Below are 20,429 nucleotides of genomic sequence, written 5' to 3'. Positions count from 1 at the left end.
TGATTATATAAAAATGAGTTTGTTTGGAAAAGGGTGTTTTGAGGTTTTAGGGAGGCTTGACTTCTTTGAATTTCTCACTTGCTAGTTCTCCACCAATTCCCCAATTCTCTTTTGGAATTTCATGAATAACAATTTCAACTGCTTGCTTTGGCACTCCAATGCTTTCAAAAACTTGTGTAATACCCTCAACAATTTTCTTTTTTGCTTCCCTAGAAACACCACTCCACATATAGACATGGACAATGGGCATTACCATCACCTCACATTTTTGTATCTGGAATCTATAAAATTCTCATTCTTTTAATGCTTTTCATAACCTCATCTCTTTGCTTTTTCAGCAAATTCTCAACATTTTCTCTTGACACAGCTGTTGTGGTTCCTGGTTGTGTAACACATACTGCTCCAACTGCTTGCGAAAACAAAAGTATTTCTGCAAGTTCGTCATAGCCAATGCCTTCTATGTAGCTTCTACTAAATTTGTCTCCAGCTAACTCAACAAGTTTGTATATTAGCCCAGCTTGGAAAGCATCTCCAGCTCCTGTTGGATCAACCACATCGACTTTAAATGCCTTTTGATATATAACATAATTGTCTTTTGCTATATAAGCCCCTCTTTCACCATCTGTTACAACAACAATTTTTGCACCTGTAGCCAAAGCCTTTTTAATTCCATCAAAAATACCCTCTACACCAAAAACATTTTGAAGCTCATAGCGATTAGCATGAAATATATCAGCATACTTCAAAGACTCTATCAAAAACCTCCAATCAGCTTTTCCATAAGGTCTTGGAGCACCAACATCAACAAAAGTCACAGCACCAACATTGTGACTAGCAGCTAAAACATTTTGCAAATTGGTATCAACATCGCCTAGAAGACCAACAGCTAAGTGAATTAAACCAGGCTTCACCTCCTCAACAAGCTTTATAACATCTTTTGACTGCATGTGCATAGATGCTCCAACCTCAACATGAAACCTCCTATCCTCTCCTTTAACAACAACAATAACATTCTTATTAGAGCCAACACCAGGAATCTTAACAAGATTTAGCTGAAGAGAATAACTAGACAGCGTTTCCTCAATAAATTTTCCACAAAAATCATTACCAATAGCAGACACAACATAAATTAATGAAGATGAGTATCCAAGCTTAACAAGATCCACAGAAATATTGCATGGATGACCACCCAACGAAATTGTTATACCCCTATCAAGATAAACAATATCACCAGGTTTACTAATTTCAGGAACAACCAAAATAATATCACAAACAGATACTCCTACAAGCATTATTTTAGGAGCCATTCAACATCTCCTAGAGCTTTTTACTTAGAATCCACATGGCCTTTCTTATACATGCATAGAAACAAGTTTATTTAAAAATTTTTAAATCTTTTAACAGCTTCTCTAATGTGAAAAAGTAAATATAAAAGTCTAGTCTTCTAAATCTATTCTAAATTTTCAAACATTTTTGCAATGCAAATCTAGTACCTGGAGCCAATATTAAAGCAATACCTATAGCATGCCTCTGCTAAAAAAACTATGTTCTCGAGGGGTGTTGGTGGATACACTTCTATATGTATCATCAACCCTCCAAGTTCTATGTTCAGCTTCTCCACAACTTCTTTGAAGTGTGAAAAGATTTTTTCTTTAGTGCCATATGGTATTAGGTGCTGTCTATCTATGTCGAGATCTATGCATAGCTTTCCTTTGAAATGAGCTGATATGTTTTCAATTCCATTAACAATATCCTGTATGTTTAAAATATCTGGTTTTGCTTCTAAAATCACATTGGCAAGTGGTATTATGCGCCCATCGCTATGGAAATATATGAAAGCGTTCATGTTTCTAACTTCATCAAAGAATATTTTGTAGTATGGTAGGAAATATTTTTTGAGATGCTGAGGTCTTATGAGGGGTGAGTCCTGGCTTCCAAGATCCTCTAAAAATGCTACAACATCTATTCCATTGTATCTCTTGGCTATTTTAAGCAATCCTAGCTGGTAGTTAGCAACTTTTTCAAGTGCTGCTAAAAATCTTTTATCGCCACTGTAGATAGCTAGTAAAAGCTTGTTTAGAGGTATTAAATCCATGAGTTTTTGAAAGAGAAAGTGATGAAGACTAAAAACAACTAGATCACCTCTTTCCCTAGCTTTATCAAATATCTCGAAAAGCTCTTCCCATGAAATCATAGGCTTTGGATCTGCATAGCCTATGGGATAACCAGCTTCTGGATCAGGCAACTCCCAACTCCAAACCCTATCTAGATCAGCTAGTGGATATTCATGTGGCTGTGGACCAAGACCAGCAATTCTATACCTCCAGACAGTGCCAAAAACGTCTCTTACAAGTCTATTTTCATCAAAAGTTGCTAAAACATTATCAAATTTCATGCTACTAACATCATAATTGGGGAAGGCCAGGGGAAACCTCTCAATTACTTCAAGTATCTTCTCTTTATATGTGTATAGAATGGGGCGAGATAATATAATTCTACAAGGAATAAAATCTGGATGACTAAATCTTGCCGATCTCAAGAAGTTATCTCTAAACAGCTTAGCTATACTCAAGTTATGCTCCACACTTTTATGTGTACACATGTTTCCACATTCTCTAAAAAACTTTAGAATAGGGCGTGGTATATTTCAATTTATAAACATTACACTATTCACTAAGAAGATGTTTATTCAAAAGTAAAATTTTTAATGCAGAGGCAACAATAATTGATTTAGTTTTGAATATGGTTGAACCCAGTTTTCATCAAGAAGATTTATAGTTCATGATGAGGTTGGGATGGGGCAGAATCAATTCAGATGTTTTTACCTAGCTTTTTTACTCAGTAAATGGCTCTTTGGTGATTCAGGATGGTCATGCTGGAAAGGTTTACATAGATGGAAAACTAGTGTATAGCTGTGAGCTTGTTGGTAAGTCTCCTAGAGCTGGTGGAGATACTCATGGGGCTATGACATGGAATAAGGAGTATAGTTTCTTTGGTGGCTAGATAAAGACTACCAGGACTTCTGATTTCAACTGATAGAACATTGGCTAAACAGGATATGAGAGAGAAGTATAGTCACCTACATTTCATAAATGATAGTGGTAAAGTTGAGCTTTTGTGGTCTAGGAAATGGGATGATAGAATACAGCCAAATCACTGGTATGGTGAGGTAACAGATCTTTGTATGATGACATGAGGATATGCTGAGCTTGGGCTTTGGAGAATAAGCTTGTCTACTAGACGTGTTGAGTGTATTTAGAAATAGAACTGTTTACAAAATGGAAATGAAAGACGATAAAATATTTGCAACACTATTCAATCCAGCTCATATGGAGAAATCAGCTATAGTAATCTTCAATACCTTAAGCAATGAGAGTAGATTGTTGAAGAGTTTGACTTTGGTTTAAAGCCGGGCAAAAATTTCTATTAATCGCGATGGTGGCCAAATAGTTCAACTATAAAACAAGTTAGTTGCCTTCTACGGAGGTGCAATGATTGTTGTTGACTTATATAGAGACAGATATACTTTGTACCCATTTCTAGAGGTTTTTGGTTCAAAGGAAAACGTTGTTATACCATTACCTGAAAGACCCTTGTACATACTTGGAATACCAATTATAGCTGCTAATCCATATGAGGGATCTACAGAACCATTCCACAAAACAACATTTGGAATGCTGCTAAGAATAGACTCTGTATCACCATAAATAATATCGACAACAGGTTTCATATATGGCATGACAACAGATGGAAAATATGCATATTTCGGATCTTCATATGTTAATCACTGTCCATTATACACATATAGAGCAGGTGATGGAGGGGTATATGCAGTTTCAATAAAAGATCTTTTCACAAGGTCTTGGAGATGGTTTGGAGGAGTGCCTTTGAAAGTATTTGAAAAGAAGCTTTTGAGAATATACACATCGAAAGAGGTGAAGATTAGAATAGCTGAGTATTCGATGCTTGGAACAGTTATAGAGGATGAGTTGAAAACTATTATGACATAGTGGTGATTGGAATTGATGAAAATGTTGATAAAGTGTTTGCTGAATTGGTTCTGGAGTCTTAGCAAAGACTTAAAAACAGCATATTTTTGTGCAAAATTCTATTTTTGTTAAAAACAAAAAGGGTTGTGGTATTATGAATATTGTTGTTGATGATATATTGAATTTGCTAAGCTATTTTGAGAAAAGGTATGGTTTTCACGCATTGTCTTGGAATTTGAACAAGGTTAGCGAATTGAACGTGTTTAAAGAAAAGCTGAGGCAAAAACTTCTCGAATTGCTTTTGCCTAACATACCAGTAGAGTTTCGCAATGCCTCTATAGATAGCAGTGTTATTTATGATGATGTAGTTATTGAGAAGATTTCTTATGGTCTTCCATATGGGGGTAAATCAGAAGGTTTTTTCATGTATCCAAGAAAAAGAGTTAGTGAAAAACTTCCAGCTGTTCTTGCTCTTCATGATCATGGAGGCTTCAAGTATTTTGGTAAAGAGAAAATTGCTTTTGTTTCTAACGAGCCAGAGATTTTGCGTAGCTATAAAAAGAGTTTTTATGGTGGAAGAAGCTGGGCTTTTGAATTAGCTAAGAAAGGTTTTGCTGTTCTAGCCATTGATGTTTTTCTTTTTGGGAGTAGAAGAATTGGTGTTGTTGATGAGACTAGCATTGGCGATGTTAACGAGGTTGTGAAAAGATATAATGAGGCTTCATATAGAATTGAAAACTTTGTGGCCAAAGTTCTTTCAATAATTGGTGTTAGCATACTTGGCTTGATTGTGTATGAGGATCTTGTTTCGCTAAAGTATTTGCTTAGCAGAGATGAGGTGGATCCAAATAGAATAGGGTCTTGTGGAGCATCGCTAGGTGGTTTGAGAAGTTTGCTTTTAGCAGCTCTAGGCAATAATGTGAAGTGTAGTGTTGTTGCAGTAGCTATGAGCACAATAGACGAGATTATCAAAAGAGGTATTGAACATGCATGGACTCTCTACGTACCAAGCATGCTGAAATACTTTGACTTTCCAGATTTAGCACTTCTTCATGCACCAAAGCCTCTAATGATTCAGTACTGCAAGCAAGATGCTATATTCCCCTATGAGGGACAGTTAAAGGCGCATAACAAAATTTTATCAATATACAAAAGCCTTGGTGCTGAGCACAACTACCACGGAGTATTCTACGAAAAACCACACATATTCGATGTTGAGATGCAGGAAGATGCATTTTCCTGGCTTAGCAAATGTTTGAGTAGAGAAGATGTGCAGTGACCAGGGGGCCCGCCCAGGATCATCCAACCGAGTGCAACCCCACTTTGTTTCTCGGTTCGTCACCGGGCTTCAGCAAGTATATTTGCTGAGAAAAATCTTATAAGTGTTTGTATGGCAAAGGAATTCAATGTCTATATTCTTTTTATTGTTATACCTGGTATTGAAAGCTTCTTCTCAAGTCTTACCAGAATTTCGCTTAGAATCATTGTTATGACTATGTAGAATATTGCTATAATTGTGTATATCTCTATGTAGGCAAATGTTTTTGAGGCTATCCACTTACCTGTGTAAACGAGTTCAGGTAGGGCAACGAAGTATGCTATTGAGCTAAATTTAAGTAAATATATCAACTCATTTGATAGAAGTGGTATGGCTATTCTAAGAGCTTGGGGAAGAACAACATTTGCTAGAACGCCGAAGGTGCTTAGCCCAAGAGAATAAGCAGCTTCCCATTGTGTTTTTGGTATAGACCCTATTGCTGTTCGCCAATACTCTGATTGGTAAACAGCTGAGTTTAGACCCATTGCAAAAACAGATGCTGTGAACGGGTCTAGCTTAATTCCTATTGAAGGCAGTGCATAGTATATGAAGAAAAGTTGAACAACCATTGGAGTTCCTCTTACAAGCTCAACAAAAGCTGTTATCAGTATTTTTATTGGCTTTGGTGTTGATGCTCTTGAAATAGCTATTGCAACACCTCCAGCAAGGCCTATAGCAAATGAGAGAAAGGTTACTTCAAGAGTTAAAATCAATGCGTTTAGCAATTCTGGAGCATAGCTAGCGAATACGTTTACTACTTCACTCATTGTCTTCGCATCCTCTCCATTCTGTAAAGCTCCATGAGCCTAGAAACAAATTCTCTTGTTCTCTCCTTCTCTGGATTAAGCAAAATTTTTTCAGGTGGACCCTTCTCAACTATTTTCCCATCCTCCATGAAAACAACTTCGTCAGCAGCTCTCATGGCAAAACCAAGCTGGTGTGTAACAATTATCATGGTCATTCTCTTCTCAGATAGTTTTTCAAGCACATTCAAAACCTCTACAGTAAGTTCTGGGTCTAGAGCAGATGTTGGTTCATCTAAAAGCAGAAGCCTTGGATTCATGGCAATGGCTCTTGCAATAGCAACTCTCTGCTGTTGACCACCGGATAGCTGAGCTGGGTATTTGCTCCACAAATCCTCTGTTATACCAACAGATAAAAGAGCTTCAGCAGCTACTCTCCTAGCCTCTTCTCTACTCATCTTCTTAACTTTTACAAGACCTAGTACAACATTTTCAATAGCGGTTAAGTGGGCGAAGAGGTTGTAGCTTTGAAAAACAAATCCAATTTCTTGTCTAACCTTGTTTATGTCAACACCACCACTTGTTATGTCAACACCATCAAATATTATTCTACCTCTATCAGGTTTTATCAAAAGGTTTAGGCATCTGAGAAGCGTTGATTTTCCAGAGCCCGAAGGGCCTATGATAACAACTGTTTCTCCTTCGTAAACATCGAGATTAATACCTTTTAAAACATGTTGCTTACCAAAATACTTGTGGATATCTATAGCCTGAAGCAAAGTCTTCACATTGATTCACCATAGCCTAGCAAAGATATTTTTCTGTGGATAAGGCTAGCTGCATAGGATATGCCAAAGCATATCACTATATAGAGAATTGATACTGAGACCAGTGGAATAGCGTACTCCATTCTGGCATTGGCTAAGTTTATAGCAGTAGTAAACATTTCAACAACACCAATTGCATAAGCTATTGAAGAATCCTTCAAAATTGTTGTAAATTCATTTAGAAGAGCTGGTATAGATAACAAAACAACTTGTGGAAGTATAACACTTCTAAAAGAACCCCACAAATCAAGTCCTATCGAAAGTGCTGCATCAAGCTGCCTTGCAGCAACAGCTTCTGCAACACCTCTAAGTATTTGTGATTGGTATGCAGAGCTTATAATACCCAAACCAATTATTGCTGCAACCACATTGTTTATTCTAAAGCCGTAGAAAACTATGAAAAGCATGAGAATTGGTGGAATACTTCTCAAAACCCTTGTCACAAAATCTATCAACTTGCTTGCAAATCCCCCAATCAAGACTTGCATAAATGCTAGTAAAGATCCAAGTCCAAGGCCAAGAGAAAAAGCTCCGAAAGACAATAGAAAAGTGTTTGAAACACCCTTTAAAGCAATGAATATTATTGTTTGAAAAAGCTGATTAAAATCCATTTGGTTTCTAGCCCATATACTTAGAGATTATAGAGTCCCACTCACTACTATTAAGAATTTCGCTTAAAGCCTTGTTTATTTGATCTAAGAGAGCTTTATTGCCTTTTTTAACAGCTATTCCATACTCCTCACCAGTTGTTATAGTAGCAGCAACCTCTACACTGTATTTCTTGGCCAATGTATTTGCAACTGGAGAGTCAACAACAACAGCATCAACTCTACCATTTATCAAATCCTGAACAGCTAGTGTGTATGAGGAATACCTCTTAACATTTATGTTATAGCCCTTGGAAACATAGCTATCAAGAAGCTGCTCAGCTGTGGTACCACTTTGCACACCAACAGTGTGATTCACAAGATCCTCTATTTTCAATGGCTTAAATGAAGAGCCTTTAGAAACTATTATAGCCTGGTCAGCCTTCCAATACGGTATACTGAAATCAACTCTCTTAGCTCTTTCCTCAGTTATAGTCATACCCGATATAACAACATCCACCTGGCCTTGTTCAAGAGCTGGTATAAGACCATCAAAATCCATGCTAACAATTTGAACCTTGTACCCAAGCCTATTGGCTATAGCCTTAATCAAGTCAATATCTATTCCAACAACTTCACCAGTTTTCTCATCAACATATTCAAAAGGTGGGAAATCAGGCGATGTCCCAACCCTCAAAACCTTCTCTACAGGCTTGCTCAAGAAACCAAGGTAATATACTGCAAACACAGCAGCTACAACTACAACAACAGCTATTGTAACATAAACTATTTTGCTCATGGCCAAAACCTTAGTATGTTTTAATGTTATGCTTTAACGTATAGAGTATAAAAGTTTTATTTAAAATCATAAGCAGATTATTGATGATGTCAGGAGAACTGTTCTTAACAAAAGAAGCGCTAAACAATGTATTTAGTGGTTCAGTAATGAAGACTTGGCTCTTACAGTGAAGGATTATTCACAGTTTTTGGCAATATCCCACATTCCTAGGTTTTAGCGTTTCCCCACTCACGGTACTTATAATAGGTTTCAATCACTTTTAATTCCGTGAGTGGGGTTAGCCCTAGGCTTGGGCTCACCAGCTTCACCCAAGCCTCATGGGGCTCTGTCGAGCCCAACGCCACGAGACTCCCATCTGCAACTCTTACTCTCTCACCCCCTCTCACCGCATAGCGGATCACAGAGATGTGTTTACACAACATCTTTTCTCATCATCAAGTATTTACATGTGAACAAAAGCATTTAAATTTATCGCTAAATCGAAAACAGCCTGTGCTTAGTCTTTTGTGAATACTTTGTTGTTGTTGAGGTGTGTGGCTCTAGATATCTGTAGTAGCTGAAAAGCTAAAGCTTATGAGTCTTTATTATTGTCTAAGCCAATAGTCTTCGACGTGTTCTTCTCTTTGCTAACTCTTCTTATTGCTAAATTTGCTTTGCAACTGGAGTTGAAATATGCTTAGAACTGTTAGTACAAGGCCTGTGGTAATATGCATGTATATCCAGGGTGTTATGTATATGGATCTCGATGCTGGTGCTATGTACAGCTTTAATTGCATGAGTGAGAGCAAACTGCTAAGAGCTATGAGACAACCGCTTACCAAGCTAAATAAAGGAGCTTTCCTCGAGCTGAATATAGAGAGAAAGCCAAAGAAGAATCCGAGAAGAGATAAAAGCCCTGTGGGATAGGGTGGGTTGATACATTCTCTCCTAATACAGCTAAAGCTAAGCCCGTTATAATATATAACACATCGCTCGATAAAAACTTCGGCCCAGGGATGAATAAAAAATATTATTGAGGCTATTAAGACCACTATCTGAAGAGCTTTAACCAGCTTCAGAAGCGCTTTAGCAGCGTGTTTTGTCTCCACCAACAACCACCCCACTGTGAGCATCAACCCATACTTCAACAGTACCTGAATCACTATAAGGCTTTTTGAATACAACAATCCATAGAAGTGATGGCGGGCCCCGTATTATTGGCTTACCCTCCCAATAGTAGTTAGGTCTTCCAATACAGAGCTTAACCTCAGCAACTTCTCCAAGGCTGTAGCCCCTTGACTTCAGAAACTCAGTAGCAATAGCTACTGCTGAATCACGTGTTATCTTTGGTTCCACCGATATGTTCTCCACATCCAAGAGCTTAACTACAAAGCCCACAGGCCGCTGATTCTCAGGATCTACTGAGACAATTACATAGCCATCAATAACCTGAATACCTTTGTACACCTGTTTCCACATAACTTCATATGTTATCTCTTGAACTGGTCCATCAGCAGGCGCTCTCTCAATTAACACAGAGGGCTCAGGCGTTAGCATGTGCGTGGGAATACCAAGCTTCTCCAGCAACTTCACAGCTATTTCCACAGCACGAGCACGGTTCTTTAAATTATCCATTTTTGCTTTATACCTGAAATCGTGTAATAACACCACCTGTCCTGTTTCAGCATCAACCATGGCATAAACCTTTCCGCTATTCTCCACCCAGCCAAGGGACCAATAAGTTCTACCCTCGATTTTATCTATAATAACTCTGGCCGAGGGAGCGCTTTTAGGCACATCCCATATTCTAGAAACCATTCTCATAGCTTCTTCAAGACTTATTTTAACACTGGCCTTATCAGAATCTATAATAATGATGGGTAGCTCGTATCGAGGTTTAGACGTCTCATTGCTTATGTTGCGAAAGCCTTGGTTTGGTGAAATTGCAGTGTAAGCAACTATGCCTATTGCTATCAATGTAAGTATTAGAGATAGTAATGCAAAAATTTTAGGAGGAAACCTCAGAACCATATCACCACCTATTTACGCACCCTTGACACAGGTATTCACAAAATAATACCCATCCACAATAACTATATTCGATGCTCCATAAAGTTGTATATTACCCTTTACTGCAGGCACCATATACTTAGCCAAGGTCTTGGCCTCGCCAACAGTATGTATTATTCCATCATCTCCTGCCGCATAATGGTAAAACCAGCGTGCGAACAAGAAAGCCTCATAATCTCCTACTGTGTACATGTACCCCATATATGCAAGAGCTCCTTTGTCGAGAAAGCCCTGATATAACATATAGGTCCTGGACCACACTCTAGGGTGACCAGAATAACAGGCTGAAGCAAATGCTAAATACATAGGACCACCTTCATGAACATTTGTAAGATCAGGTATCTCTTGCCCATATATTAGTTCATTATAATGAGTTAGCAGGAAATTGTTTCCCAGAGAGTCAAAGCCCCCATGAGAAGCTATGTGCCATACAATGGCATAAGGTAAACTATATTTAATGATCCAATCCTTATACCAGTCTCCAAATACGTAAACAGTGTATCTCATTCCCCCTAAACACTCATTCTCCATTATAAGTTTTATAGCATCAACCTTGTCATCAGCATATTCCAGTCTCGAATCATAATGAGCATCGAGCCATACATCAGCTACTACACTATGAGTAATACCAGCAGTTGCAATGATTAATAATGTTGTTGCTATTAATATAGTTTTTGCTGAAGAAGTTGGTTGATTGTTATGACCAAAGCTCACTGCTTCTCATCCTTAAAAAAAGGCAGAGAGGTTTATAAGTTTTGCATTTTGTGAGATCTCATTGTGCTATAACTAGCCCTTTTACCTTCATCGGCTTCTGCATCCAAATGTGTTAAGCTCATTGTTTTAAGTGTTGACTATGCAAGTAGTGCCAGGAGTGAGGCTTAAAACTCACTCTCTCCTATGTGTGGATGGAGAAGCCGCTGGCTAAACAACGAAAAAATATGAAATGATTGGATGTGTGCCAAGGGGCAAACAATAATTTACAACACAAGTAGTTGTTCTTGTAGCATTGTCTGCATTTTCTCAATTTCGTTTAAAGCTTTTTCAATTTTATCAATGGTTTCCAAACCAGCTGTAACAACAATGTAGTTGTTTTCTGAAATATCGAATCTTGCATACTTTGGTTTAACAACTTTTGTTACAAGTCTTAACAAACGGCGATAAGCAATGGGAGCAACACCAATTTCGCTATACTTAATCATCCCTTCACTCTCAATGTGCACACCATAGCTTTCAGGATAAACTATTAGCGATAATCTACCTTTTCTAGTCTTTTTATATGCAACAACAACTCTTTCACCATTTCTCAAAGGTGTTGCAACTTTGTATCCCATTTTAACAAGCTTCTCAATAACATTGTCAAATCTTTTATCAATGCTGTGTTCATATACATGTACAGAGCCACTCCAATTCTCAATGGTGTGCAAAGGATCTACAACACTACCCAAGTAAACTACTGGTGTATATGGATGTGAAAAGCCGTAGAATATGCACATGGCTTTTTCTGGAGGCCAATAATAAACAAGACCCTTTTTAATGCTGTAAACAAGGTCTTTTCACTAAAGCTTATGTTTATGGGAGTTGAAAAATATATTTCATGTTTCCAAACAACAGCTTTTGACTTAAATGGAAGCACCTGCTTAACAGTTTCAACATGAGTTTCAACATCTATAACAAGAGAATTGTTTAAATCCTCAAACAAAACCTCTACAAGCATTGCACAAAACCTCGAATCATTTCAATAAAGTAATGACTCTTTTTATTTTAATAAGTTTTTGTTCTCAGCATTTAATGTATTCACAAAATCTATACAAGAATGAGATATATTGCATTACCTATTTTTCTAGCAACCTCTAGCTCCACAAGCTTTTCTAAAGCCATTGAAAGATATTTCCTATCTGCGTCAAACCCATACCACTTCCTGAAAAGCTTTTCAACTTCGTCTAACGTCCACTGGCACTTTCCACTATTTCTGCACTCCTCCTCCATAGCAACCTTTGCAAACTGTTGATAATCTGATAGTCTTGACCATGGGAATTGGAACCAAACAAAACTATTTGTTGTTATAAACACGTATTCTGGTTTGAGAGGTGATGTAGATACTTTCCACACAAGTGTTGCTGTTTTAACATTTCCAGCTCTCCAATTATTCAATACAATTTCCTTTGCCTTGGCTAGGTGAAGCCCAGTAGCAGAGATTTCCTCAACCGCCAACACATTATAGCCCTCGAGATTTATATCAAAGTTGAATACAACCTCTATGCTAAGCCCCTTAACAACATCAGCTATACACAAATCAACTTGCTTTGCCTTAGCAAAACACCTTATCAAATCAGCTAAATACCCCTCGCCACGCCTTCTAAACTGCTCTCTCCACCTAATAGGCAAAGCTACAAGCCTATCAACATCAAGCAAATCGCATAACAACCTAGAAACAACATAGCCACCTCTACCAACAGCAACAACAACATCAGGTTTATAACCACTTTCTTTTACCTTTGCTGCAAGTCTAGTGCTCCACTCAACAACCTCATCCCACGAAACATGCTTAACAGGATAAATAGCCATGAAACAACAACCTCAGAAAAACAACCAATGAAAAAGCCTTTAACTCTTCTCTTTAAACATTTAAAATTTAAACAATTTAAACAACAAATACAATGAATTTAATAAGCATGTCCAACCCCATTCCAGCCTCCGAAAGATGAATCTAAATAAAATCCAGCTAGAAGCCTTGCTTTTCCAAGGCGGAAATGGCGATAGATTTACAGGCTTTTCATGCTTTAATCTTTTCAGAAGCCTATCGTCTCTGATGATGACTAGCAACAATTGCAAAGGGAAAGGTTTTTGAAGTTTTTATAACTCTTCTATCTTGGTTTTTGCAAGACCCAATGTGGAAGGTTATGTCTTTGACTTCCCGAAGGCTACCCCAATCCCCGCACCAAGCAACTTGCATGCCATGATGAATTGTGGGGTAGAGGTGTAATTAGTTCTAGCAAGACCTATATCAACTTATGGACTGGAAATGGTTGGTTCAACGAGATTTAACTAAAAGGCTACTGCATGTAAATAATCATCATAGATTGGATACTTTTAGTACTATTGAGACGATTGAATGCTTCACTTTTCTAGATGTATTAAGTCTTTGGGTTCTTTTCGAGGAATCTTTAGATTATTGAAGTGTTTATCAAAGGATATTATGGCTTTGGCATTTATGGATAATGCTACAGCATATTGTATGGCGTCATCTATATCCAAGCCTGTTTCTTTTGCTATCTCCACAGCTTTAATTTTCTCGCTAATTGATGTATTATATATATGGAGACCTTTGTATGCTGTGAGACTTAGTAGGAAATTCCTTAAAGCATTGTATTTATGGAGCCTACCAAGCAATATCATTATTGAGTATATCGTAAAATCCGTTACAACACCATCTACCCTTCCATCTCTAAGCCTCATAAGTAACTCTTTACATTCAGAACTCCTGCCACGTCTTAGCATTACCTCTAAGAATATGTTTGTGTCTATTAAATACACTTAGTTTACCGCTGTGGAGACCCATATGTCCTTAATTTTATGTTGAAGTTCAACAGAGTCCATGTCAATCTCGGATAAAATTCCATCAATGACTTCGACGGGATCACCTTCAAAAACAATGGATTCTCTTTCAACAAACTTTATCCACATTAAGATGGCTTCCTCAACAGCCTTGCTAATTGCCCCTTTACTGTAACCAAATCTCTTCATAGCCAACTCTCTGAACTTCAACTCAAGTCTATCATCAATCTTAGCTCTAATCATAAACTTACACATCAGAAGAATTAAAGCGAATTAGGCTTATAAACCTAATGCCAAAAAGCTATTTGTTCTTATGACCACCTCTTATATCTACAGATCTGTAACTGAATGAAGATCTCTGTATCAAATATCTCATTCTAACATCAAATCATATCCTTAAAACCTTAGCATAAACAATAATGTGAATCCCCAGGTAATTGAATAGAATTTATATATGAAATCACAATTTAGAATGGAGGCAAAAGGTGGGGATTTACCCTATTCTGATTTTACAACTGAAAGCCTTGCCCTTTAGGATAGAAGGAGATAAGCTAATCAGTTCATTAATATTTGGTATTGTATAAATATCATGGGTTGGTAATCTTAGCTTTAAGCCTTTTATATCTAATTAACGCAAATTGTAGTAAGTGCCCAAGACTCTGATAAATGGAATTGAAAGTGCGAAGTTGCTATATAAAGTAAATTAATGAATTGATAAGGGGGTTGGGATGTGAATATCTTTGAGAAGTTTGCTAGAAAATATTTTGAGGAGGCTGCCAAGGATCTTGAAAGAGCTGAGAGAGCGCTTAAATTCAATGATTATCCACAGACGATTTTCTATGCGCAGCAGTGTGTAGAGAAAGCTGTTAAGGCTATGCTGAATTGAGGAGGAGGGTTATTTACAATCATGGACCCGAGCTTATAGGGATATTTGTGGAGGTTTTTGAGAGTGAGTGGGTTGGGGAATTCGACGTAGTTGTTAATGCTTTGGAGTATCTCACTGAGTATTATACCAGGTCTAGATACCCTTTTCTCATGCTTGAGAGGTTCTGGGGGCCAGAAGATGTTATAGATGCTGAAAAAGCTTTGGAGGTGGTGAGAAACTATCTTAAGCGAAGAGCTGTTATTGATTGTTAAACGTGTTGTGGAAAGCTATAGCAAAACTCTTAAAGCCCTTGTTCTATTTGGTAGCTATGTCTATAATCCGCTAAAGAGTAGGGATATAGATACTCTTCTAATTGTTGATAAGCTTGTAAATGCTAAGGAGAAGCTGGCGATAGAAGTAGAGGTTGCAAGAAATGTTAAAGCTTTGTGTAGAAAACCTGTAGATGTTATTGTATTTGATATAGATATGCTTAAGGAGAATGCAGAACCAGGGGGAATAGTATCTGGGCTTGTCATAGGATACAAAATTCTCTATGACGATATTGGAATGCAAAAATTGTTGAGGGTGTAGTCGATAAAATCTCTAGAGAGGAAAGCTACATAATCATTAAAAACAATAGAAGAATAGATTTATCAGCCATTGCAAAACATCTTAAGAAGAGGTGAAGATAAAGACAAGGTTTAATGCAGATTTTTCTACAGATTATTCTTAAAATATATAGCAACTCTCTTACTTTCTACTGGTATTACATACAGCTAAAAATCCGTTAAAAGTGTAAAACTGGTTTAGCAAAGATGTTTGTAGATGAGGCTTTTGTGAATAGACCAAAAGAGTTTATATTGTTTAGCCATATTTTTGGGTTATCTGTGGTTTGGTTGCTATGTTGAGTAGGGATGTTGCAATTGTTTTAATTGGTGTTGGAGTGTTTGTATTTGTTATTGGATGGGCTATGATATTATCTAACTATGGTGTTGATATAGAGACTTGCACAACTTATGTTTCTGTGCCAAACAAGTTTGAAGGTGCTTTATCGCTTTTAGGAAACTACACACGGTATAATGTGCTTGTTTTTGCTAAAATAGCTAATGTATCTATAGATGCTGGCAAATCCTATGTCTACAGCTTTCACCTTGATAAAATAGCTGTTGCACCATTTCTTATGCAATTCAACATAGTTTCAAGCTCTGGTGGTGTTGATGGCTCTGTTTTGCTTAGGGATAGCAAGAACAATTCCCTTGCCTATGTGCCACTTCAATATAGTGCTAATGTTGTTTCTGACCAAAGGTTTATAGCAACACTATCCTCTCTACCCCCAGGAAACTATACAGTGGAAATCAATGCAAAAAACAGTTTCAAAATAGTATCATTCAACATAACATCTCTAACATATGAAACATCGCCATCGATAAAAATTGATTTAACTCCCTCGTCGTGGAGCCAACAAGAGTTGAAATACGTATGCAAAATAGATGCTAGAGGATTATTTGGAGCTGCAGCATTGATGGGCTTTGGACTAGCAATTATAGCCTTTGTCTCAGTAGATGCATACAGATCTCTTGAAACATCTAAAGCAGTATTGCCTGTTACCAAGCCGAAGGCTAAAGCAAAAAGGAAATAGCTTTCCCATGCAAATTTTTATACACAACAAACATTTTTAATGTTTCACACCTTGCTCACTCCTTAAAGACATGGTTTTGCAACCAACTCAAAACCAAATCAATCCACTTAGCAACATGGGGATTTATTTGATCCGAAGTTCTAGCCGTTGTTTTATCAGCTAGTGAAAGCCCGTGAACACCACTGGCAAACACATGTAGCTCGAAAGGAACTTTATTTGCTGCTAATGCATGAGCATAGGATAAAATGCTTTCAACAGGCACAACAGAGTCATCAGCTGTTGTCCATATAAATGTTGGTGGCGTGTTGCTATCTACATATGTTACTGGGCTTATTTCTCTCAACTTCTCCAATGTAAACTCTTCTGACCCCAGCATAAGAGAAGCCATTGTATGAAATACTTCAGCACCAGGCCCTACCCCACCCCTAAAAATATTGTACATTGTAACAAAGTCGAGACCAGCTGGATATGCAAGAACAACAGCATTGGGTTTAAGCAAATTCTTTGAAACACCAAGTGATTCGGCTAACCAATCCCTATGCCACTGAGTACTATACATAGCAGCTAGCAATCCACCAGCAGAAAAACCAACTATAACCATTTTATTTGCATCAACACCCCACTCATCAGCTTTGCTACGAACAATTGCAACAGTTTTAGCTAAGTCATAGAGAATATCAGGATAAACCTTCTTAACACCCATATCAGCAGTTGTATACCTCAAAACAAATGCGTGATAACCTCTGGAAAGAAAAACAGCTGCAACAGGCTCTGCCTCCCTGTTAGATGTGTACATTAGACCCCCACCAGGACAAACAATCACAGCTGGTCTTCTTTCCCAGGATACCTGTGGAGATAGATCAAGTACATAAGTAGCTAAAGTCACAGGCCTTTCATCTCTCAAACGAATAACCTCTGTTTTCATTGTTAATTCACCTACTTAAACTGCATAAACATACCTCCTACTAAAAATATTTTTAATATAATCAATAACATGTTTCGAAGCATTAACATCACAAAGAGTAGAACATCTGATAACACAAAATATGTGCTGTAAATTAATTCTAAAGCTTCAATACTACATCAACTTAAGATTGAGAAGCAGAGGTGGTCAACAAGGAAACAAGTTTATATGTTTAAAACTGGATATGGTCGCAAATTTGTTGAATTGCTTAAAGAGCTGAAAGATGAGGTGTTTTTTACATTAGGATTGTTTATAGTCTAGATATTTCCAACATCTAACAACAACACCATCCACATTGGTGGGTGGTGGTAGTGTATGCCAGCATATTTCCTTTGCATATGGGCATCTATTTGCGTATCTGCATCCAGGAATTAGAAACTCTTTTAGCTCTATAGAAGATGGCTTTATTGCTGGATATCGTTCCCGAATAGATGGATCAGGCTCGAGTATGGACTCTAGTAATGCATATGTGTATGGGTGTCTAGGCTCCTGATACACTTTCGATATTGGCCCATATTCAACAAGTGTTCCTCTATACATAATTGAAATGTCATCGCCAATATAATAAGCTGTAGATAAATCGTGTGTAACATAGATTATGACCATGTTTAGCTTCTCTTTAAGATTCTTTAAAATATTTAAAATCCCTACTCTAAGTGTCGCATCAAGCATTGAAACAGGCTCATCTGCTAAAAGCATTTTTGGATGAGTTAAAAGAGCTCTTGCAATTGAAATTCTCTGCAGTTCTCCACCTGAAAACTCATGGGGATATTTACCCTTGACTCTATCCAAACTCAGGCCAACAAATCGAAGAGATTCATCAATTCTATGCTCAGCCTCTCCCCTATTTTTAATTCCAACAACATTTCTTATAGTATCATAGAAATACGAATCAATTTTTCTAAGAGGATTAAAAGTCTCATAAGGATCTTGAAATATTGGCTGAACCTCTCTTCTATACCACTTAGCTTCAGATCCTCTTAACTTGTGTATATCGCGACCTTTGTAAAAAACTCTTCCAATATTTGGCTTCACCATTCCCATAATTATTCGAAGCAACGTTGTTTTGCCACTACCTGTTTCACCTGCTAAAACCACTATCCTCGGCTTTGTAAGATCAATATCCATCGAAATGTTATCCAATGCCTTAAACTTTTTCAAGCCTAGAAGTCCATAACCATAAAGCTTTGTAACATTCTCTATCCTCAATTTGCTATCTTCACTCATCTACATCACCTTGTATTTACATACAACCAGCATTTCACATACCTATCCTTATCCAGAAATATTGTTGGAGGTTCCTTAACTCTGCAAATATCCATTGCAAATGGGCATCTAGGATGAAATCTACAGCCAGGTGGTGGATTAATCAAATCTGGTGGTTGACCCATCAACCCCTTTCTTATAGTTCTATCACCTTTTCTAATCAATGAATCTATCAATGCTTTTGTGTATGGATGCAAAGGCTCTTTAAAAACTTCAAAAACATTGCCTATTTCCACAATATTACCAGCATACATTATTGCGATTCTATCATCCATATATGCATGAACAGACATGTCATGTGATATTAGTATAAGCGAGCTTTTGTTGTTTTCACGCCATCCCTTGATCAAGGATAGAATCGTTCTCTGTGTTACAACATCAACAGCTGTTGTTGGCTCATCAGCTATGACTATTCTTGGATTGAATAGAAGACTCAATGCTATAACAACTCTTTGTCTCATACCACCAGAAAGCTGATGTGGATAAGCATTTATAACCTCGGGGGGCAAGCCCATAACATTCAGCATCTCTCTTAAATGCTTCATGAAATCTTCTTTATCAATTTCAATGTCATGATATTTGAATACATTTAAAAACTGATCCTTTATTCTCTTCAACGGATTTAGTACATTCATTGAGTTTTGAGGTATATAAGATATCTCCAACCACCAAATTCTTTTCCTAATTTCGTCAATGCTAAGCCTATTCAGCTTCAGATTAGCACTATTTCTAGTTGTTATATATATATCACCACTTCTCACCACGAGGGGAGGTATTATAGCTCCATAGATCATTTTAGCCAATGTCGATTTTCCACAGCCAGATTCTCCAGCAATACCCAAAACCTCATTCTCATGCAGTGTTAAAGAAACATTGTCTACTGCATGCACAAATACTTTTCTTTTTCCAACAAATACCTCATAGCCTCCATCAAGATTATTAACAGTGAGAATATCTACAGGCATTTTCTAGCCCCATGTCACTCTAGCTCTTGCAAATATGTATTTATCTATTTCAACCATGAGCACGTATAGCGATAACACAAATAAAATCAAAAAAGCAATTGGTATCGCCAACCACCACCAAATTCCTAAAAGTATTGCCTGGTAGTACATAGCCCAGTGTATTGTGGTTCCAATGGTTACCTCCTCCATTTTCATAGCACCAAATATTGATACTGTTACCTCGTTTCCTATAGCCCATGTCATTGTGCCTATGAGATTTATCATTAGGTATCTAAGTAGAAATGGTATGAAGTCTTTAACAACAATTTTGAATATGGATAATCCGGAAAAGTATGAGGTGTAGACAAATACTCTCTGCCTCAGGCTAGATAATATTGCGTATACAGCTCTTGCTGGAAAACCCCAGCCTATTAAACCCATTATTGCTCCTATCAATGGTATTGTTAGGTAGTCACGCCATGTATAAAATATCACCATGAGAAGTGGCAAACCAGGTAAAACACATATTATGTCAACAACGGTCATTAGCACTGATTTAACTGCTTGTGTTGAGAGAGCAGCTGTTGAGCCTATACCCCAGGCAATTAGCACAGATATTACTGCAGCTACAAAGCTTATGACTATACTGTTTCTGAGTGCTAGTGGTACTAACAAGAATAGGTCTTGGCCCATAGTAGTTGTGCCAAATGGGTATGAAGGGCTTGGTGGTTGTGCAGGTGGTGCATAATACCATCTTCCAGGATTTGTTGTTAGTGTAGCTGGGAAAATGAATGCGTATAGCAGCAAACCTATGAAGGTTGCTAGTGGTACTAGAAACTTTGGTCTTAGTGCAAGTTCCTTAAATGTATATACATAGGCCATTG

At 37.5% G+C, this 20,429-nt stretch carries 29 protein-coding genes; 11 read left to right on the top strand and 18 right to left on the bottom strand.

Translation table 11 applies throughout. The features are described from left to right. Positions 1–46 precede the first annotated feature (46 nt). From QPL79_RS05715 to QPL79_RS05705, 3 genes are all read right to left on the bottom strand, one after another. Positions 47–250, bottom strand: a complete 204-nt coding sequence (locus QPL79_RS05715; RefSeq protein ID WP_285273842.1) for a tautomerase family protein — start codon at positions 248–250, stop codon at positions 47–49. Between the two features lie 31 nt (positions 251–281). Next, positions 282–1,307, bottom strand: a complete 1,026-nt coding sequence (locus tag QPL79_RS05710; RefSeq protein ID WP_285273841.1) for a carbohydrate kinase family protein — start codon at positions 1,305–1,307, stop codon at positions 282–284. 179 nt (positions 1,308–1,486) lie between these two features. Then, positions 1,487–2,572 carry a uroporphyrinogen decarboxylase family protein gene (locus QPL79_RS05705; protein WP_285273840.1) on the bottom strand — a complete coding sequence of 362 codons (1,086 nt, stop codon included), beginning with the start codon at positions 2,570–2,572 and terminating at the stop codon, positions 1,487–1,489. Positions 2,573–2,856: 284 nt separating this feature from the next. Here QPL79_RS05705 and QPL79_RS05700 point away from each other — a divergent pair, with 284 nt between their 5' ends. The 6 genes from QPL79_RS05700 (at position 2,857) to QPL79_RS05675 (ending at position 5,268) form a co-directional block, all read left to right on the top strand. Then, a complete protein-coding gene (locus tag QPL79_RS05700; protein WP_285273839.1) occupies positions 2,857–3,003 on the top strand; it encodes a hypothetical protein in 147 nt (48 codons plus the stop codon). 55 nt (positions 3,004–3,058) lie between these two features. Further along, a complete protein-coding gene (locus QPL79_RS05695) occupies positions 3,059–3,196 on the top strand; it encodes a hypothetical protein (protein ID WP_285273838.1) in 138 nt (45 codons plus the stop codon). Between the two features lie 82 nt (positions 3,197–3,278). Further along, positions 3,279–3,407, top strand: a complete 129-nt coding sequence (locus QPL79_RS05690; RefSeq protein WP_285273837.1) for a hypothetical protein — start codon at positions 3,279–3,281, stop codon at positions 3,405–3,407. Positions 3,408–3,491: 84 nt separating this feature from the next. Beyond that, positions 3,492–3,707, top strand: coding sequence for a hypothetical protein (locus QPL79_RS05685; protein ID WP_285273836.1), 216 nt, complete (start codon positions 3,492–3,494; stop codon positions 3,705–3,707). 30 nt (positions 3,708–3,737) lie between these two features. After that, the gene (locus tag QPL79_RS05680) at positions 3,738–4,010 is read left to right on the top strand and encodes a hypothetical protein (RefSeq protein ID WP_285273835.1); all 273 of its coding nucleotides are present in this window, start codon (positions 3,738–3,740) and stop codon (positions 4,008–4,010) included. 133 nt (positions 4,011–4,143) lie between these two features. Then, positions 4,144–5,268 carry an alpha/beta hydrolase family protein gene (locus tag QPL79_RS05675; RefSeq protein ID WP_285273834.1) on the top strand — a complete coding sequence of 375 codons (1,125 nt, stop codon included), beginning with the start codon at positions 4,144–4,146 and terminating at the stop codon, positions 5,266–5,268. A gap of 131 nt (positions 5,269–5,399) precedes the next feature. On the opposite strand, the gene QPL79_RS05670 is transcribed toward QPL79_RS05675, so the two are convergent. From QPL79_RS05670 to QPL79_RS05655, 4 genes are read right to left on the bottom strand one after another with little or no spacing between them, the layout of a single operon-like run. Continuing rightward, complete coding sequence (locus tag QPL79_RS05670) at positions 5,400–6,074, bottom strand: amino acid ABC transporter permease (protein WP_285273833.1); 675 nt, start codon at positions 6,072–6,074, stop codon at positions 5,400–5,402. Beyond that, positions 6,071–6,838, bottom strand: a complete 768-nt coding sequence (locus QPL79_RS05665) for an amino acid ABC transporter ATP-binding protein (protein ID WP_285273832.1) — start codon at positions 6,836–6,838, stop codon at positions 6,071–6,073. Before QPL79_RS05665 ends, QPL79_RS05670 begins: the two co-directional genes overlap by 4 nt. Then, positions 6,835–7,488, bottom strand: coding sequence for an ABC transporter permease subunit (locus QPL79_RS05660; protein ID WP_285273831.1), 654 nt, complete (start codon positions 7,486–7,488; stop codon positions 6,835–6,837). The genes QPL79_RS05665 and QPL79_RS05660 overlap by 4 nt, the downstream gene beginning before the upstream one ends. Positions 7,489–7,495: 7 nt before the next feature. Further along, the gene (locus tag QPL79_RS05655) at positions 7,496–8,263 is read right to left on the bottom strand and encodes a basic amino acid ABC transporter substrate-binding protein (protein WP_285273830.1); all 768 of its coding nucleotides are present in this window, start codon (positions 8,261–8,263) and stop codon (positions 7,496–7,498) included. A gap of 672 nt (positions 8,264–8,935) precedes the next feature. Between QPL79_RS05655 and QPL79_RS05650 the strand changes: the two genes are divergently transcribed. Further along, complete coding sequence (locus QPL79_RS05650; RefSeq protein WP_285273829.1) at positions 8,936–9,169, top strand: hypothetical protein; 234 nt, start codon at positions 8,936–8,938, stop codon at positions 9,167–9,169. 159 nt (positions 9,170–9,328) lie between these two features. Here QPL79_RS05650 and QPL79_RS05645 read toward each other — a convergent pair whose 3' ends face one another. The 7 genes from QPL79_RS05645 to QPL79_RS05615 all read right to left on the bottom strand — a co-directional run bounded on the left by QPL79_RS05645 (position 9,329) and on the right by QPL79_RS05615 (position 14,110). After that, positions 9,329–10,273: a PepSY domain-containing protein gene (locus QPL79_RS05645; protein ID WP_285273828.1), complete on the bottom strand. Its 945-nt coding sequence runs from the start codon at positions 10,271–10,273 to the stop codon at positions 9,329–9,331. Positions 10,274–10,285: 12 nt separating this feature from the next. Then, complete coding sequence (locus tag QPL79_RS05640) at positions 10,286–11,026, bottom strand: C25 family cysteine peptidase (RefSeq protein WP_285273827.1); 741 nt, start codon at positions 11,024–11,026, stop codon at positions 10,286–10,288. A 263-nt stretch (positions 11,027–11,289) separates the two neighbouring features. Beyond that, positions 11,290–11,805: a hypothetical protein gene (locus QPL79_RS05635; protein ID WP_350309084.1), complete on the bottom strand. Its 516-nt coding sequence runs from the start codon at positions 11,803–11,805 to the stop codon at positions 11,290–11,292. Continuing rightward, the gene (locus tag QPL79_RS05630; RefSeq protein WP_285273825.1) at positions 11,763–12,026 is read right to left on the bottom strand and encodes a cyclophilin-like family protein; all 264 of its coding nucleotides are present in this window, start codon (positions 12,024–12,026) and stop codon (positions 11,763–11,765) included. The genes QPL79_RS05635 and QPL79_RS05630 overlap by 43 nt, the downstream gene beginning before the upstream one ends. 89 nt (positions 12,027–12,115) lie before the next feature. Further along, positions 12,116–12,877, bottom strand: a complete 762-nt coding sequence (locus QPL79_RS05625) for a phosphoribosyltransferase (protein ID WP_285273824.1) — start codon at positions 12,875–12,877, stop codon at positions 12,116–12,118. A 552-nt stretch (positions 12,878–13,429) separates the two neighbouring features. After that, positions 13,430–13,846, bottom strand: a complete 417-nt coding sequence (locus QPL79_RS05620; protein ID WP_285273823.1) for a type II toxin-antitoxin system VapC family toxin — start codon at positions 13,844–13,846, stop codon at positions 13,430–13,432. Further along, entirely contained in the window at positions 13,847–14,110 is a 264-nt protein-coding gene (locus QPL79_RS05615; protein WP_285273822.1) for a hypothetical protein, read from the bottom strand. It abuts the gene before it with no gap. A 487-nt stretch (positions 14,111–14,597) separates the two neighbouring features. Here QPL79_RS05615 and QPL79_RS05610 point away from each other — a divergent pair, with 487 nt between their 5' ends. From QPL79_RS05610 to QPL79_RS05595, 4 genes are all read left to right on the top strand, one after another. Continuing rightward, positions 14,598–14,753 (top strand): HEPN domain-containing protein, encoded by a 156-nt coding sequence (locus tag QPL79_RS05610; protein WP_285273821.1) that lies wholly within the window; start codon positions 14,598–14,600, stop codon positions 14,751–14,753. Then, positions 14,750–15,004: a HEPN domain-containing protein gene (locus QPL79_RS05605; protein WP_285273820.1), complete on the top strand. Its 255-nt coding sequence runs from the start codon at positions 14,750–14,752 to the stop codon at positions 15,002–15,004. Before QPL79_RS05610 ends, QPL79_RS05605 begins: the two co-directional genes overlap by 4 nt. After that, entirely contained in the window at positions 14,994–15,323 is a 330-nt protein-coding gene (locus tag QPL79_RS05600; protein ID WP_285273819.1) for a nucleotidyltransferase domain-containing protein, read from the top strand. Before QPL79_RS05605 ends, QPL79_RS05600 begins: the two co-directional genes overlap by 11 nt. A gap of 313 nt (positions 15,324–15,636) precedes the next feature. Then, positions 15,637–16,371, top strand: coding sequence for a hypothetical protein (locus QPL79_RS05595; protein ID WP_285273818.1), 735 nt, complete (start codon positions 15,637–15,639; stop codon positions 16,369–16,371). Positions 16,372–16,426: 55 nt separating this feature from the next. Here the strand turns inward: QPL79_RS05595 and QPL79_RS05590 are convergent, their stop codons facing one another. From QPL79_RS05590 to QPL79_RS05575, 4 genes are all read right to left on the bottom strand, one after another. Further along, complete coding sequence (locus QPL79_RS05590) at positions 16,427–17,296, bottom strand: alpha/beta hydrolase (protein WP_285273817.1); 870 nt, start codon at positions 17,294–17,296, stop codon at positions 16,427–16,429. A gap of 279 nt (positions 17,297–17,575) precedes the next feature. Continuing rightward, positions 17,576–18,562 carry an ABC transporter ATP-binding protein gene (locus QPL79_RS05585; RefSeq protein ID WP_285273816.1) on the bottom strand — a complete coding sequence of 329 codons (987 nt, stop codon included), beginning with the start codon at positions 18,560–18,562 and terminating at the stop codon, positions 17,576–17,578. 5 nt (positions 18,563–18,567) lie between these two features. Further along, positions 18,568–19,566, bottom strand: coding sequence for an ABC transporter ATP-binding protein (locus tag QPL79_RS05580; RefSeq protein ID WP_285273815.1), 999 nt, complete (start codon positions 19,564–19,566; stop codon positions 18,568–18,570). 3 nt (positions 19,567–19,569) lie between these two features. Then, positions 19,570–20,427: an ABC transporter permease subunit gene (locus QPL79_RS05575; protein ID WP_285273814.1), complete on the bottom strand. Its 858-nt coding sequence runs from the start codon at positions 20,425–20,427 to the stop codon at positions 19,570–19,572. Positions 20,428–20,429: the final 2 nt, after the last annotated feature.

The sequence above is a fragment of the Ignisphaera cupida genome, assembly GCF_030186535.1.
In the GTDB taxonomy this organism is placed as follows: Archaea; Thermoproteota; Thermoprotei_A; order Sulfolobales; family Ignisphaeraceae; genus Ignisphaera; species Ignisphaera cupida.
The sequence above is the reverse complement of the archived record's forward strand: the minus strand, read 5'-3'. Positions and strand labels throughout refer to the sequence as shown.